The 15,899-nt window shown below is 57.2% G+C and carries 16 protein-coding genes; 7 read left to right on the top strand and 9 right to left on the bottom strand.

The window, feature by feature from the left end:
- Positions 1–4: 4 nt before the first annotated feature.
- The 6 genes from argC to WDZ78_RS07490 form a co-directional block, all read right to left on the bottom strand.
- A complete protein-coding gene (gene argC / locus WDZ78_RS07515; protein WP_425672680.1) occupies positions 5–937 on the bottom strand; it encodes an N-acetyl-gamma-glutamyl-phosphate reductase in 933 nt (310 codons plus the stop codon).
- 70 nt (positions 938–1,007) lie between these two features.
- Positions 1,008–1,961, bottom strand: coding sequence for an agmatinase (gene speB / locus WDZ78_RS07510; RefSeq protein ID WP_425672707.1), 954 nt, complete (start codon positions 1,959–1,961; stop codon positions 1,008–1,010).
- Entirely contained in the window at positions 1,957–3,012 is a 1,056-nt protein-coding gene (locus tag WDZ78_RS07505) for a GTP pyrophosphokinase (protein WP_425672678.1), read from the bottom strand. The genes speB and WDZ78_RS07505 overlap by 5 nt, the downstream gene beginning before the upstream one ends.
- A gap of 131 nt (positions 3,013–3,143) precedes the next feature.
- A complete protein-coding gene (gene rpsI / locus WDZ78_RS07500; protein ID WP_003496509.1) occupies positions 3,144–3,611 on the bottom strand; it encodes a 30S ribosomal protein S9 in 468 nt (155 codons plus the stop codon).
- A 2-nt stretch (positions 3,612–3,613) separates the two neighbouring features.
- Complete coding sequence (gene rplM, locus WDZ78_RS07495) at positions 3,614–4,078, bottom strand: 50S ribosomal protein L13 (RefSeq protein WP_003502335.1); 465 nt, start codon at positions 4,076–4,078, stop codon at positions 3,614–3,616.
- Between the two features lie 252 nt (positions 4,079–4,330).
- A complete protein-coding gene (locus WDZ78_RS07490) occupies positions 4,331–5,167 on the bottom strand; it encodes an EamA family transporter (RefSeq protein WP_425672677.1) in 837 nt (278 codons plus the stop codon).
- Between the two features lie 894 nt (positions 5,168–6,061).
- Here WDZ78_RS07490 and WDZ78_RS07485 point away from each other — a divergent pair.
- The 4 genes from WDZ78_RS07485 to WDZ78_RS07470 all read left to right on the top strand — a co-directional run bounded on the left by WDZ78_RS07485 (position 6,062) and on the right by WDZ78_RS07470 (position 9,236).
- Entirely contained in the window at positions 6,062–6,496 is a 435-nt protein-coding gene (locus WDZ78_RS07485; protein WP_425672676.1) for a CoA-binding protein, read from the top strand.
- Positions 6,497–6,569: 73 nt separating this feature from the next.
- Complete coding sequence (locus tag WDZ78_RS07480) at positions 6,570–7,853, top strand: O-acetylhomoserine aminocarboxypropyltransferase (RefSeq protein WP_425672675.1); 1,284 nt, start codon at positions 6,570–6,572, stop codon at positions 7,851–7,853.
- Positions 7,854–8,213: 360 nt separating this feature from the next.
- A complete protein-coding gene (locus WDZ78_RS07475) occupies positions 8,214–8,726 on the top strand; it encodes a hypothetical protein (protein ID WP_026364062.1) in 513 nt (170 codons plus the stop codon).
- Positions 8,727–8,894: 168 nt separating this feature from the next.
- Positions 8,895–9,236, top strand: coding sequence for a cupin domain-containing protein (locus WDZ78_RS07470; RefSeq protein ID WP_026364063.1), 342 nt, complete (start codon positions 8,895–8,897; stop codon positions 9,234–9,236).
- 20 nt (positions 9,237–9,256) lie between these two features.
- Here the strand turns inward: WDZ78_RS07470 and WDZ78_RS07465 are convergent, their stop codons facing one another.
- Complete coding sequence (locus tag WDZ78_RS07465) at positions 9,257–9,571, bottom strand: ArsR/SmtB family transcription factor (protein ID WP_020012314.1); 315 nt, start codon at positions 9,569–9,571, stop codon at positions 9,257–9,259.
- 89 nt (positions 9,572–9,660) lie between these two features.
- On the opposite strand from WDZ78_RS07465, the gene WDZ78_RS07460 reads away from it, so the two are divergent.
- Positions 9,661–10,431: an SDR family NAD(P)-dependent oxidoreductase gene (locus WDZ78_RS07460; protein WP_425672674.1), complete on the top strand. Its 771-nt coding sequence runs from the start codon at positions 9,661–9,663 to the stop codon at positions 10,429–10,431.
- A 19-nt stretch (positions 10,432–10,450) separates the two neighbouring features.
- Here the strand turns inward: WDZ78_RS07460 and WDZ78_RS07455 are convergent, their stop codons facing one another.
- On the bottom strand, positions 10,451–11,704 hold the full coding sequence (locus WDZ78_RS07455; RefSeq protein WP_425672673.1) for a cytochrome P450: 1,254 nt from the start codon (positions 11,702–11,704) through the stop codon (positions 10,451–10,453).
- Positions 11,705–11,776: 72 nt separating this feature from the next.
- Positions 11,777–13,024, bottom strand: coding sequence for a diguanylate cyclase (locus WDZ78_RS07450; RefSeq protein ID WP_425672672.1), 1,248 nt, complete (start codon positions 13,022–13,024; stop codon positions 11,777–11,779).
- Between the two features lie 451 nt (positions 13,025–13,475).
- Here WDZ78_RS07450 and clpP point away from each other — a divergent pair, with 451 nt between their 5' ends.
- Both clpP and clpX read left to right on the top strand, forming a co-directional pair.
- Complete coding sequence (gene clpP, locus WDZ78_RS07445; protein WP_003521529.1) at positions 13,476–14,108, top strand: ATP-dependent Clp endopeptidase proteolytic subunit ClpP; 633 nt, start codon at positions 13,476–13,478, stop codon at positions 14,106–14,108.
- Between the two features lie 293 nt (positions 14,109–14,401).
- Positions 14,402–15,679: an ATP-dependent Clp protease ATP-binding subunit ClpX gene (clpX, locus tag WDZ78_RS07440; RefSeq protein ID WP_003496489.1), complete on the top strand. Its 1,278-nt coding sequence runs from the start codon at positions 14,402–14,404 to the stop codon at positions 15,677–15,679.
- The last annotated feature ends 220 nt before the right edge of the window (positions 15,680–15,899 follow it).

Here is a 15,899-nt window from a genome sequence, read left to right as displayed (position 1 = left end):
AGTCTCATGCGGAAAGCATCAGTTCCATGTTCTGGACGGCCGCGCCAGACGCACCCTTTCCGAGATTGTCAAGCAGCGCGACGAGATTGATATGCTCGCCGCCCGGCGTACCGAAAACGAAGAGCTTCATCGTGTCCTTGCCCGCCAGTTCTTCGGCGTCAATGCGCGCGAGGCCCTTGCTTTCGGCAAGCGGCACCACGCTGACGATGTCCTGTCCCGCATAGTGGGCGCTCAGCGCCGCATGGATCGTTTCGATGGTCGCGCCGTCCTTCAGGTCAGCAGCAAACAATGGCACCTGCACGATCATGCCCTGCGGGAAACGACCGACGGAGGGCGAAAACAGCGGTGCACGGTCGAGCTGGCCGTGAATGGTCATCTCCGGCACATGCTTGTGCTTGAGCGTCAGGCCATAAAGGAAGTTATTGGCGCTGATTGAGTCATCGCGGCTCTGGTCTTCCATCTGTGCGATCATCTGCTTGCCGCCTCCGGTGTAGCCGGAAACCGCATTGACGCTGACCGGATAACCGTCGGGCAGGAGGCCTGCGGCGCGCAGCGGGCGCAGAAGGGCGATCGCGCCGGTCGGGTAGCAGCCCGGATTGGCGACGAGGCGGGCGGAACGAACCTTTTCGCCCTGTTCCTTATCCATTTCGGCAAAGCCATAAGCCCAGTCCTGATGGACGCGATAGGCGGTCGAGGTATCGATGATGCGGACATTGTTGTTGCCGGCCACCATCGAGACCGCTTCCCGGGAAGCATCGTCCGGCAGGCAGAGGATCGAAATGTCGGCGTTGTTGAGCATATCCTCGCGCATCGCCGCATTGCGGCGCTCGGCTTCGGGTATGGACAGCAGCTCGATATCGCGGCGACCGGCAAGGCGCGTGCGGATCTGCAGACCCGTGGTGCCGTGTTCGCCATCGATGAAGATCTTCGCTGTCATATCCTTGTCCTGACTTTTCAAAGGGTTGCGAGAGTATTCGGAATCAGTTCGGTAAGCGCCGTTTTCCTTGTCAGCCGGCCTTCGCCAGCCGTTCGGCACGCAGGCCAAGCATATACATTGCAACGGTGGCTCCGGCAATGGCGGTAATATCAGCATGGTCGTAAGCGGGCGCGACTTCCACGACGTCGGAACCGCGAATATCCAGCTGGCCAAGCCCGCGCAGGACCGAGAGAATTTTCGCACTCGTCGGCCCGCCGGCGACTGGCGTTCCGGTTCCCGGCGCGAAGGCTGGATCGAGGCAATCGATATCGAAGGTCAAATAGGCGGGCATGCCTGCCGTGTGCTTGACGATCAGCGAGGCGATATCGCTTGCCCGCATTTCCTCCACCTCGTAACCATGGAGAATGCGAATGCCGAAATCGTCAGGCGCATGGGTGCGGATGCCGATCTGGATTGAACGGTCGGGGTCGATCAGCCCGTCGCGCACGGCGCGCGCCACGAAGGAGCCGTGGTCGATGCGCTTGCCGTCATCAAACCAGGTGTCCTGATGCGCATCGAACTGCACCAGCGCCAACGGCCCGTGTTTGGCGACATGCGCCTTCAGAAGCGGCCAGGTAATGAAATGATCGCCGCCGAGCGTCAGCAGATAATCCGTCTTGGAGATGACCCGGCGCGCTTCCTTTTCGATCGTATCAGGCGTCTTCCAGTGATTGCCGTAATCGAGCAGACAGTCGCCGTAATCGATGGTCGGCATGTGGGCGAAGAGATCACGTGCGAAGGGATATTGCGGGTCATTGTCGAAAATCGCCGAAGCCCTGCGGATCGCCTGCGGCCCGAAGCGCGCACCGGGGCGGTTGGACGTCGCCGCATCGAAGGGGACGCCCCAGATGGCCGTCGATACACCCTTGAGGTTCTTGGTATATTTACGCCGCATGAAGGAGAGGACGCCGGCATGGGTCGGGTCGGTGGCGGCCGAGGTCAGCGTCGTTGCGGTAAAAGCATGGTCAATTGTTTTCATCTCAATCATCCGCGTCAACTAACGCCATCTGTTCATCGTCGTCATCGCCGGCTAGGACCTCAACCCCAAACTGGTCTAGCAAATTGTCGAATTTGTCGTGCCTCTGAGAGAACAATCTCAAGGACGATGGAGATATGCCGTTCCAATTTTCATCCCAGCAATCCCTAAAATATCGCTCTGGGTCGTGCCACAGCATAATGTTTCTTATTAATCCGATCGATGTCTCCGAATTCTCATATTTTCTTTCTGCATCTAAAAATTCTTTAGTTATCAATTGTTCAATATCGCTGATATTCTGAAACCCAAAATTTAAAGCCTCATTTGTAACAACTTCATCTATAGATAATCGTTTATTGAGTTTTATATGATTCTTTTCTGCGACGTCATCTAGAAATTTGTTAAGACTCAGAGCATTGACGCTTTCTTGAGAAATATCAGTATGTAGTAATTCTTCTTTATATAACTCGACCTTCCTCACTATATCGCTGAATGATTTATCAGCTATTTCCAGTAAGCCCGCATATAGATTTACTTCTCGTTGGATTTTCTGCGGGAGACCACCGCTGAGCTTATAGGCTCTATCGTGCGCTAACTCCGCCCACGCGTGTTGCAAAACGGTTCTGATCTGTATTTCAAATCTCTGGTCTGCAATATTTTTATATTCCTTCAATTGCGCTCTATGGGAATTGATGCGTCCAGTTAAATGCAGCGATCTGTATCCAATCCTGTCATTGCCAAGCTCGGTATTTTTGTCATGCGAGTTATTTTCGTCAACTTCAATGTTGTCTCGTAATAGTTTCTCGATGTCTTTTATCTGATGCTCGAAGTACACGATCACTCTGATGCCGACTAGATCGGTCATTGATTGTAAAGGGTCCCGATATTTCTTTCTGGATATTTTGTCCAGGCAAGATTTTAGTTCTTTTACCCGGTAAGTAATTGAAAGATATTCGTGGTTATCTACATCGAGTAGGCTACTTAAAAGAGTTTTCACGGAGGTGGCAGTCTGATGCAGAAGCGCCTCGCGCTCGCGATAATATTGCTCAAATTCAGTCATCTGTTATTGCTGCCGGTTGAATTCTTGTGTGGTCATCGCCAAAGTGGCATCTTGCCCGCGAAAAGCAATAAAAAAAGGCGGAGCCGAAGCCCCGCCTTTTGAAGTTCTGAACGAACCGTTCCGAGAAGCGATTAGCGCTTGGAGAACTGGAACGAACGGCGGGCCTTGGCCTTACCGTACTTCTTACGCTCGACAACGCGGCTGTCGCGAGTCAGGAAGCCACCCTTCTTCAGAACGGAGCGCAGGCCCGGTTCGAAGTAGGTGAGCGCCTTGGAAACGCCGTGACGTACGGCGCCGGCCTGGCCGGAAAGACCGCCGCCTGCAACCGTTGCAATGATGTCGAACTGACCGGAGCGGGCAGCTGCGACCAGCGGCTGCTGGAGGATCATCTGCAGAACCGGACGTGCGAAATACGTGGTGAAATCGCGGCCGTTGATGATGATCTTGCCAGAACCGGCCTTCACCCATACGCGGGCTACGGCGTTCTTGCGCTTGCCGGTCGCGTAGGAGCGGCCGAGGGTATCAACCTTGCGGACGTGCACGGGAGCCGAAGCTTCCGATGCCGGGGCGAGGTCTTTCAGAGAGGAAAGATCGGCCATTATCAGGCGCTCCTTACGTTCTTCTTGTTAAGCGCGGCCACGTCGAGAACGGTGGGCTGCTGTGCTTCGTGCGGATGGTTCGAGCCGGCGTAAACGCGCAGGTTCTTCATCTGGCGACGGCCGAGCGGGCCGCGCGGGATCATGCGCTCGATGGCCTTTTCAACGACGCGCTCCGGGAAGCGGCCTTCGATGATCTGGCGAGCCGTACGCTCCTTGATGCCACCCGGGTGACCGGTGTGCCAGTAGTACTTCTTGTCGGAGTACTTGTTGCCGGTGAAGGCAACCTTTTCCGCGTTGATAACGATGACGTTGTCGCCATCATCAACGTGGGGGGTGTAGGTAGCCTTGTGCTTGCCGCGCAGGCGGGTTGCAACGATGGTGGCGAGGCGACCAACAACGAGGCCTTCGGCGTCGATGATGACCCACTTCTTCTCCACCTCAGCGGGCTTCTGAACGAAAGTAGACATAGATTTCACTTTCTAACGTGGACCCGTAATCCTCTTCATGAAAGAGCATACGGGCGTTTCTTGTTGCTTGGTTTGGTTGCCATCAAGGGCAACCGCAAATGATCCTATTCCGGCTGGAATCCGATCTGGCGCGCTTATACGGTGCGCGAGCGAAAGCGTCAATATGACGGATTTTGGAGGTCGTAAAAATAATATAGCAAAAACAATGGCTTGATGATGGGGTATTATTTTACCTCACCAAGCGAACCCGTTTTACCCCAGTCGCATCACCAGAACGCCCGCTGCAATGATGCCTCCGGCGAGATAACGCCAGATGCTGGCGCGTTCTTTGAGGATCACCACGGAGATTACCAGCGCGAAGAGAATGGAGGTTTCCCGCAGCGCCGCGACGACGGCGACGGGCGCCTTGGTCATGGCGTAAAGCGCAAGCCCATAGGAGAGAATGGAACCGCCGCCGCCGATCAGGCCGCGCCACCAGTTGCGTCTGACATGCTGAACGACTGGGCGGACGCCGCGCTGGAAAAAGGCAAAACCGAAAAGCAGCACCGGCGGCAGAAGCGACATCCAGAGCGTATAGGAGATGGCGTTGCCGGAAAGTCTTGCGCCGACGCCGTCGACGAAGGTGTAGGACGCGATCACGAAGGCGTTGAGCAACGCGACCAGAATAGCCTTGCCGCCGCCACGCCTTGCCTCGAATACGAGTGTCAGGATGCCGCCGGAGATGATCGCGATCCCGGCAAGGGCCAGCGGGCTCAGAACCTCGCTCAGGAACAGGCTGCTTGTCGCCGCGACGATCAAGGGAGCCACGCCGCGCATGACGGGATAGACAAGGCCGATATCGCCGATCGTATAGGCGGCGGCGACAAGGCGAAAATAGGCGAATTGTAGAGCGGCCGAAGCGATCAGGAAGGGAATGGCGACCGGCGCGGGGAAGGGCAGGAAGGGCAGAAACGGCAACGAACAGGCCGCAGCACCCGCCGCGATCAGCGAGGCATCGAGTGATTTGTCGGAACCGGATTTGACCAGCGCATTCCATCCGGCATGCAGCATCGCGCCCAGGAGCACCAGAAGAAGAATGTCAAATGTCACAATAGAGACTCGCTCGCGGGCTACTTTGGGCAACCTACAGCATCGGCCTGAAAACCGGAATCGATTTTCGGTGAGGGCGACGCGACCTTCCGAATTGTTCGATTGAGCGTTTTGCGCCCGTGGAACGTCCCGCAAACGATGTGTGACGGCGGCTAATATTGCAACACGCGTAAAATTTCTACTTTGTGCATGTCGTGGGGTTGCGGAATGATTTTGCGCTGGCGCGATGTGGCATTCTGCTCAGGATTTCATCCGTCAGAGGGTGGCATGAGCGCTGGGCGCACAGCTTGTGGTTTCGCTTCGGAGCGTGTTCGTGTCTGGATACCAGCTTTTTTGTCAAAAAACTCCGCTGGGCGCTTCGGTTGGAAGGTGTATCAATTGGATGGCAGGTGTGTGAAAAGAAATTTCATATATGCCTATAACGGCTTGCTGTAACGTTGTAGATTTGTTTATAGATTGATTTACAGAATAACTTTCTGAAAATTAGATAGCTCTAATTCATCTGCGAACGGAATGAAAACAAACAGGAGACGAAGGGCGCATAACTTGCACGCTAATGTTGTTTGAGCCGCTTTTGTGCCGGTTTGCGCCATTTTGAAAACTGGACAAAATTAGTCAATACAACCGGGATTCTGGTATTTTGGTGAAATCATTTTGCGTGGACGAAAACGTGCCGCTGAGCGACGATGGGTCTGTCGCGGTGGTGATTTTCGGCCGGGCAGGGGTTCAAGATGGCAGTGAAGCTTCCTAGATGGGGAAGGCAGGCGCAATCCGCAGTGTCAGGAATGCGTCGGTGGAATTATGCAGGAGAGGCTGTGCTCGCGGAGCTTTTAAATGGCGCACCTGCATTGGCATTCTTCTAACCATGTGACCTTCCAAAAGGGATAAGTTGACATGCAGCATGATCGTTACGAGCCCGACTACCTCAGAAAAATTCTGACTGGCGTCAAAACCATCGCCCTGCTCGGCGCTTCGCCCAATCCGGACAGGCCGAGCCACGGCGTCATGCGCTTCCTGCTGTCCAAGGGTTACCGTGTATTTCCGGTCAATCCCGGCCAGGCGGGTAAGGAGATATTGGGACAGAAGGTCTACGCCAGGCTCGCCGATATTCCCGAGCCGGTGGACATGATCGATGTTTTTCGCGCACCAGAATATTTATCGGCAATCGTCGAAGAGGCGATATTGCTGCCCGAGCGACCATCGGTGATCTGGGGCCAGCTTTCCGTTCGCGATGACAATGCCGCCGCCAAGGCGGAAGCCTATGGCATGGAGGTTGTGATGGACCGTTGCCCTGCAATTGAGTATCCGCGTCTCAATATTGTGCGATAGTTGGTACGGATCGGACTTATCATTTGGCGGCAAGGCATTATGATCCCTTCAAAATTCCATTGGAGGAAACATCATGCCGAGCAGCAATCCCGGGTTTTCAACGCTGGCCGTCCACGCGGGCGCACAACCTGATCCGACCACCGGCGCGCGTGCGACACCCATTTATCAGACGACGGCCTTTGCTTTTCGCGACGCCGATCACGCCGCCGCCCTGTTCGGATTAAAAGAGTTCGGCAATATCTACACCCGCATCATGAACCCCACCCAGGCTGTTCTGGAAGAGCGCGTGGCGGCGCTGGAAGGCGGCACGGCGGCGCTTGCCGTCGCGTCCGGCCATGCCGCGCAATTGCTGGTCTTCCATACGCTCCTGCAGCCCGGCGACAATTTCGTCGCCGCCCGCCAGCTTTATGGTGGTTCGATCAACCAGTTCGGTCACGCCTTCAAGGGTTTCGACTGGCAGGTGCGCTGGGCTGACGCCACCGATCCCACCAGCTTCGAGGCGCAGATCGACGACCGTACCCGCGCCGTCTTCATCGAAAGCCTTGCCAATCCCGGCGGTACTTTCGTGGATATCGCCGCGATTGCCGATGTCGCCCACCGGCATGGCCTGCCGCTGATCGTCGACAACACCATGGCGAGCCCCTATCTGCTGCGGCCGCTGGAACACGGCGCTGACATCGTGCTGCATTCATTGACGAAATTCCTTGGCGGTCACGGCAATTCCATGGGCGGCATCATCGTTGACGGCGGAACCTTCGACTGGTCGGCGACGGACAGATATCCGGCGCTGTCGCAGCCCCGACCGGAATATTCCGGCGTCGTGCTGCATCAGACCTTCGGCAATTTCGCCTTCGCCATCGCTTGCCGTGTTCTGGGATTGCGCGACCTCGGCCCGGCCATTTCGCCCTTCAACGCCTTCCTCATCCTGACGGGCATCGAGACGCTGCCGCTGCGCATTCAGCGCCATTCCGACAATGCGCTCGCCGTCGCCAAATGGCTGAAGGCGCATCCCAAGGTGGGCTGGGTGCATTATGCCGGGCTGGAGGACAGCGAAAACCATGCCCTCCAGCAGCGATATTCGCCAAAGGGCGCAGGCTCCGTCTTCACTTTCGGCGTCAAGGGCGGTTATGCGGCCGGTAAGGCGCTGGTGGAAGGGCTGCAGCTCTTCTCCCATCTCGCCAATATCGGCGATACGCGCTCCCTCGTCATCCACCCGGCCTCCACCACCCATGCGCAGCTGACGCCTGAACAGCAGACGGCCGCCGGCGCAGGGCCGGATGTGGTGCGCTTGTCGATCGGCATCGAGGACGTCAAGGACATCATCGCCGATCTCGAACAGTCGCTTGCCAAGCTGTGACGTGGTTCGTCACGCGGGTTTGGTACTCGCGCGACCCCCGATGATATCTAGTGTGATTGTGCGGCCGCCGGAAAACCATGAAACAAGGGGTTTTCGGCGCGCCGAGCGCCGGCGAAGTGCTTTGGCGACTGCCCATCAAGTTGTTCGCGGTGATTTTCCTGTTCATTGCGCTGGCGAAATCAGCGGCAAACTGAGCGTGTCATTTCGCTTTACGGAAAAGCCCGGTGCCAGTGCTGGAAGCGGTTGGCGCGCCAGGCGGACGAACGGTGCGCCGCTTCCATTCATCGGCCACCATCTTACCGGGAGCGTCGAATCTGCCTAGAACAGGCCCTTGCACTCCCATCGCGAAAGATAGGCCATATGAAAAACCGAACCGGAATGCTCCGCATCGTCACCCTTCTCCTTGCGATCGGGGTCGCGGGTATGGCTGATATACCTGTCGTCGCTTCGGTTTCGCCGGCAAAGGCGGAAGCGGAATATTTCCCGACTCAGAAGGATTTCGTCGGAAAGTGGAAACTCAGCGGTGCGACCAGTCGCCCGCCGCGCGATATGAAGACCGCGCCGACCTCCCAGCAGGAAGCGGATGCGACACTGTTCCAGGAGACGGTGACGACATTTTACTCCACGTTCGACTATCTGGAGATCACAGCGGACGGTCGTTACAATTTCCATCAGGCCGGTGATCCCTCAGGTTCATGCGTCTGGTGCGGAACATGGTCTTTCAACAAGAGTTCGCTTTGGCTGAAGCTGGATACGGCGCCCAGGCTCGATATTTATGCGAAGGACGGCGATATACAGATGACCTACACCGCCGAACCCGACAAGAAGTCGAAATACACCTGGCTGGTTTTTGGCTGGACAAGGATGGAGTGAACGGCATCTTCTCCCGCTGCGAGGCCGCGACGGGAAAGGGGGCAACGAGCAAGTGCTCTCCACCCATAAAATCAATTTTAAGTTGTGAATGAAGTTGAAGACGTTTGACGAAGCGCTCACAAATGAGCAAAGCTATTTTACCAACCACATTTGATGGATCCGGATGTCATGGCGAATTTTCTGTCCTTTGATGATACCACCGAGGTGGAGCACGGCGCGCCCGCGCCGGAAAGGCTGATCTCCGGCGATCCGAGATTCACCACATGGAATCTCGAGGAAGCTGCCGGCGGCATCTATGCCGGTATCTGGCAATCCACCCCCGGCAAATGGCGGGTGGTTTATGACGAATGGGAATATTTCAACATTCTCGAAGGTCATTCCATCCTGACCGAAGACGGCGGTGCGCCTCGCGATCTCAGACAGGGTGACCGTGTTATCCTGCGCCCGGGCTTTACCGGCACGTGGGAAGTGGTGGAAACGACACGCAAGGACTACGTCATCCGGCTCTGAGGCCGGATACGGTCTGGTGCTTATTGCTCATCGAATTTGAGAATTGATGGAAGCAGTCCGGGAAAACGGGCTTCCATGTCCTCAATGCGCACAACGCTGATATTTTCGACGCCCTGTTTGTGGGTGCGGATCAATCCTGCCTCACGCAGGACACGCATATGGCTGGAAAGGGTGGAGCGCGGCATATCCTGACAGGGGGCTGCCGCACCGCAATTCTGCCCGGCTTCCGACACCCATAATTTGCGGATGATGCCCATGCGCGCGGGCTCGCCAAGGGCGGACAGCACGGCGGTAAGCGATATGTCCTCGCGAGCGGGATGAAAAAACTGAACCATGGACCGCCTGTAGCATATGGATTGACAAGCTTCAATATTTCAATAAAACCGAAATACCGAATTATGGTAATTCGGAAATTACGATATTCATGGAGTTTGCAATGTCTGGACTATTCAGCGGGCAGGTGGTCGTCGTCACGGGCGGATCGACAGGCATCGGCTTTTCAGTCGCCAGGTTGTTTCTGGAAGGCGGAGCCTCTGCGGTCTATGTGACGGGCCGCAATTCGGCCAATCTCGATGCCGCCGTCGCCAAGCTCGGGGAGCGGGCAATCGGCTTCGTTTCCGATGTTGCCAAGCTTTCGAATCTGGAACAGCTCAAGGCCCGCATAGAAGCCGACGGGCGAAAGGTGGATGTGCTGGTCGCCAATGCCGGCATCGCCGAGAACAACGATCTTGGCGCGACCCATGAGGCGCTTTACGACCGGATTTTCGATATCAACGTGAAGGGCGTGTTTTACACGGTGCAGACGTTGTTGCCGGTGCTGAAGGACGGCGGTTCGATCGTATTGACCGGGTCGATCGTCGGCAACAAGGGTATGGAAAAGCTGAGCGCCTACAATGCTTCGAAAGCGGCAGTTCGCTCATTCGCCCGCAGTTTTGCCAATGATCTGAAAGCGCGGGAAATCCGCGTCAATACGGTGAGCCCCGGCGTCACCCGCACGCCAATCATGGAAAATGGCCTGAAAATGGACGATGAGAAGATCGCCGGTTTCAAGGCCTATCTGAAGGATGCAGCACCGATCGGCCGTATGGCCGACCCTGACGAAATCGCCGAGGCGGTGCTGTTTCTGGCGTCTTCCAAGGCCAGCTATATCACCGGCGTCGAGCTTTCGGTTGATGGCGGCCTGGCCCAGATTTAAGGCCGCATTCTCCTCTGCCTCACCAGCTGAGATCGAGCCGCTCCAGGCCATGGAAATGATAGACATCCTTGACCTTGGGCGGCTCGGCAATCTTCAGGCCCGGCAGGCGTTTGAAAAGCAGGGGCAGGGCGAGATTAAGCTCCAGCCGTGCAAGCGGCGCGCCGATGCAGAAATGGATGCCGGCGCCGAAAGAGACGTTGGCGCCCTCGTTCCGGTCCGGCTGGAAGGTCAGCGGATTGGAAAATTTTGCCGGGTCGAGATTGGCGGCTGCCAGGATAAGGCTGACCTTGTCGCCGCGCTTGAATGTGACGCCTTCGATTTCGACCGGTTCCAGAACCCAGCGCTGGAAAATATGGACCGGGGCGCAGATGCGCAGGGTTTCTTCCACCGTGCGTTCCGTGGCGGCCTCGTCGTGGAACAGGGTCTCCGGAGAGATACCGCTTTCCAGAATGATGCGCACGGAATTGCCGATCTGGTGCACGGTCGCCTCGTGTCCGGCATTCAGCAGCACGATGGTGGTGGAGACTAGCTCGTCATCCGTCAGGTACTGGCCCTTGTGTTCCGTATGGATCATGTGGCTCAGCAGGTCGTCCTTGGGCTCCGCCCGCCGCTCGGCGATCACGCTGCGCACATAGTCTGAAAATTCATGCGCGGCCCTGTCGGCCAGAAGCTCGTCCTCGGGCGTGCGCTTGAACATGTACATGCCGACATAGGCATGCGACCATTTCAGAAGCTGCGGCCCCATCTCCTCGGGAATGCCGATCATACGGGCGATCATCGTCACCGGGATGATATCGGCATAGGAGGAGAGCAGTTCCGTATCGCCCCTGCTTTCAAAGGCATCGATCAGGCGGTTGGCGAGTTCCTCGATTTCCGGTTTCATCTTGTCGACGTGCCGGGAAACGAAGGCGCGGTTGATGAGCGTGCGCAGCCGCGTGTGCTCCGGCGGCTCGAGCTCCAGAAGCGAATGCTGCTCGGCGGCGTCGAAATGCTTCACATGTTCCAGCGGCTGCGGCAGGCCGATTTCCTCGCGGCTAGCCACATGCAGGATCTGCCGTCCGAAGCAGCGGTCGCGCAGAAGGGCGCTGACATGGTCGTAACCGGTGAAGAACCATTGCCGCTGCTCTTCCCAATAGAAGGTGGGACATTGCGCGTGCAGAGCCGCATAAACCGGGTTCGGATCGTTGTAGAAGGCCGGGTCGCGGGCGTCGAGGGAAACGCGGCGGGTGGCGGGATCGATTTTGAGAAAGGGAAATTTCGCTGTCATGCCCATGGTTTATTCCGCGCGTGGCGCTTTGGGAAGGGAGGGGAGCTCCCTTCCGTCTGTCGCTGGATGGTTACATCGTCATCGACTGGCGATGGCGGATATCCGGTTCAGTGCCGCAACCTGGCGGTCGGCATTATTGTCCATCGGATTTTCGTCACGGTCGGTGGCGGGCACGACGACATTGGCCGAATTGACGTGGATGACGGTCCGGTTGCGGCCGGCCTTCTTGGCGGCATAGAGCGCACGGTCGGCTTCCGTCATCATGGTGTTGAGGTCGGCATCCCTGATCATGGCTTCGGCGATGCCGACGCTGGTGGTCACCTCGATGCTTTCACCACGCGAACTGATCTTCGACAGGCGTAGATTGCTGCGGATGGCTTCCGCAAGCGTCGCTGTGCTGGAAGGGCTTTCGACTTCGGCAACCAGCGCGAATTCCTCACCTCCCATTCTGACGAAAAGGCCGCGATCGCCGATCACACGCTGGGCGATATTGCAGAAATGCACGAGGACCGCATCGCCGGACTGATGGCCGTATCTGTCGTTGATCTTCTTGAAATGGTCGATGTCGAACAGCACCAGCGCCACATAACGGCTGGAGGCTGGCGACCTTTTCTTGATGCGCTCGAACTCCTCCAGCAGACCGCGCCGGTTGAGAACGCCGGTCAGATGATCGGTCATGGCGAGGCGGTGGAGACGAATCTCCGTGTCTTCCATGATGATCTTGGCGCTGATCATGATGATGGCCGTGAAGCCGAGCATGCCGGAAATGGAGAGCGCCGATGTCATGGGAATGGCATTGGGGATTGCGGCATTGGCCGGGATGACGATGGATGCGACGATCGCTCCGGCAAAAGCCTGCAGGATCAGGATCGTGGCCAGAACCTTTCGGCTGCGAGATGCACGCGCCCTGCTGGCCAGAAGCACGCCCGCGAGCATGAAATAGCCCGTGGCCGCGCTGGCATGATAAAGCAGGATGCGGGCGACCATGTCTTCGCGCACGGGCGGCACGAACATTCCGGCGATCCACAGCAGGGCCGGAATAGCAACCCAGCCGCCGAGTTTGCGCTGCTCGAAGCAGAGCAGGCCAGCCAGCCAGAAACCAAAGGCGGAAAGCGCCAGCGTGTTGCCGACCTGAATGGACAGAAAACTGGAAATATCGCCGCGAAACGCCACCATGACAGTGCCGATGCCTGTGGTGAGGAAACCTGCGGCGAAATAGAGATTATGCCGGCGGGAAGGACGGTGCAGCCACAGCGTTCCCAAAAGCACGGCAAGGGTGAACGTTTCCGCCGCCCACAGTAGCGTGCTCGTCTTTGCATCCAGCATTGCAAAATCCTATCTGCGCCATCATGCGGTAAAAGCGGGCCATCTCGCACAAGGTGCGTTATGCCCGCTGGAATTGTTGAGCTGCCATTTCGCCCGGATGGGCCCATTCCCCAACGGGAACCGGAAATTCGCTGGCCAGTATCAGCAGCAAATACTAACGAGTTCTTGCCGGTGAGAAGTTATATCTGTGTATGGCGGACGATTTTTGCCCCGTCGCGCGCCATAGTAAAAAAATGGTGGCGGTGAGGGAAAGAGGCCCGGCCGGCCCCGCCCGGTTCGAAACCCTTGCCAAGCCGGCCCCCGACGGCCTGCAAACGCTGTTGAGCCGTTAAGGATATGCGGCTTCGTGTCTTGAAGTACGGGGCAGGGACACTCTATGTAGGGAGTATGAAGGTTAGAAGTGATTCCGGAGCGGTTTTCCGCGAAGGGCAGAGTTTGACAAAGGACGGACATGAAAAATCCAGTTGATACCGCCATGGCTCTGGTGCCGATGGTCGTAGAGCAGACCAATCGCGGCGAACGCTCCTACGACATATTTTCCCGTCTTCTCAAGGAACGCATCATTTTCCTCACCGGTCCGGTGGAAGACCAGATGGCGTCGCTCGTCTGCGCGCAGCTTCTTTTCCTCGAGGCTGAAAACCCGAAGAAGGAAATCGCGCTCTACATCAATTCGCCGGGTGGCGTCGTGACCGCCGGCATGGCGATCTACGATACGATGCAGTTCATCCGCCCTGCGGTTTCCACGCTCTGCGTCGGTCAGGCCGCGTCCATGGGTTCGCTGCTTCTGGCTGCCGGGGAAAAGGGAATGCGCTTTGCCACCCCGAACGCCCGCATCATGGTTCACCAGCCGTCGGGCGGTTTCCAGGGGCAGGCATCGGATATCGAGCGCCATGCCCGTGACATCATCAAGATGAAGCGTCGCCTGAATGAAGTCTACGTGAAGCATACCGGCCGCACGCTCGAAGAGGTTGAAAAAACCCTTGATCGCGACCATTTCATGGATGCAGACGAGGCGAAGGACTGGGGCGTGATCGACAAGATCCTGACCTCGCGCCAGGAAATCGAAGGCGCCGCCGCGAATTGAGGCGCGCCGCTTTTTGACGTTTGTTTGAACCCGCAAAAGTAATTTCGGGGCTTTCAACCGCAACAGAAAGCGATATTAGTATATATAAAGGCTATGTTGAATTTTTATGACGTGGTCTTTGGTTTGATGGGGAATTCGTTGCAGCCGGTTGTCAGCTCATGTATCTGATACCGGTTAGTACCCCGGGAAACGAGGCGGATACGGCGATGCACCCCAAGGGCTGCCGTATCGGCGGGCGGTAAGTTGACCGCGATCCGTTTGGCGGACCTGCGGCGTGCTGGAAGGAAAGAGATATGAGCAAAGTCAGCGGCAGCAACGGCGGCGACTCTAAGAATACACTCTATTGTTCATTCTGCGGCAAGAGCCAGCACGAAGTCCGGAAACTCATTGCCGGACCGACGGTATTCATCTGCGATGAATGCGTCGAATTGTGCATGGACATCATCCGCGAGGAGAACAAGACGTCGATGGTGAAGTCGCGCGAGGGTGTTCCCACCCCGCAGGACATCATCAAGATCCTCGACGAATATGTCATCGGCCAGAAGCAGGCGAAGAAAATCCTGTCGGTGGCCGTTCACAACCACTACAAGCGCCTCGCGCACGCCTCCAAGAACGGCGATGTCGAGCTTGCGAAGTCGAACATCATGCTCGTCGGTCCGACGGGTTGCGGCAAGACCTATCTTGCCCAGACGCTCGCCCGCATCATCGACGTTCCCTTCACCATGGCGGACGCAACGACGCTGACCGAAGCCGGTTATGTCGGCGAGGACGTGGAAAACATCATCCTGAAGCTGTTGCAGTCTGCGGATTACAATGTCGAACGCGCACAGCGCGGCATCGTCTATATCGACGAAGTCGACAAGATTTCCCGCAAGTCGGACAACCCGTCCATCACGCGTGACGTGTCGGGCGAGGGCGTTCAGCAGGCGCTTCTGAAGATCATGGAAGGCACGGTCGCTTCCGTTCCGCCGCAGGGCGGCCGCAAGCATCCGCAGCAGGAATTCCTGCAGGTGGATACGACCAACATCCTGTTCATCTGCGGCGGCGCTTTTGCCGGCCTCGACAAGATCATCTCGGCCCGTGGTGAAAAGACCTCGATCGGCTTCGGTGCGACCGTCAAGGCGGAAGACGATCGCCGCGTTGGTGAGGTTCTGCGCGAGCTGGAGCCTGAAGACCTGGTGAAGTTCGGCCTCATTCCGGAATTCATCGGCCGTCTGCCGGTTCTGGCGACGCTGGAGGACCTCGACGAGGATGCGCTGATCCAGATCCTGTCCGAGCCGAAGAACGCGCTGGTCAAGCAGTATCAGCGTCTGTTCGAGATGGAAGACGTGGAACTGACCTTCCACGAGGACGCTCTGCGCGAAATCGCCCGCAAGGCGATCACCCGCAAGACCGGCGCCCGCGGCCTGCGCTCGATCATGGAAAAGATCCTGCTGGATACCATGTTCGAACTGCCGACGCTGGAAGGTGTGCGCGAAGTGGTTATTTCCAACGACGTCGTCAGCGGCGTCGCCCGTCCGCTCTACATCTATGCGGATCGTCAGGAAGAAAAGACCAACGTTTCGGCCTGATCGGCCGGTCCGGTACTTTGATGAAATCAAGAGGCCCGCATCCCGTGCGGGCCTTTTCTGTTGTGGTCGGGTGTGAAACTTGCGCCTAACTTGGCGAAGCCCGATTTTGCGTTTGGAGCGGATTGCGCTTTGCTGATAAAGTCTTACAACTGATTTGCAGCGCGATATGACGGAAATGTGAATTCCCGTCGGCGACCCGGTTCCTGATCCTGAGGGATAA

This window comes from Agrobacterium sp. M50-1 (assembly GCF_049843495.1).
Classification (GTDB): Bacteria; Pseudomonadota; Alphaproteobacteria; order Rhizobiales; family Rhizobiaceae; genus Agrobacterium; species Agrobacterium radiobacter.
Note: the sequence above shows the minus strand (reverse complement) of the source record. Positions and strands in the feature narration are given on the sequence as shown.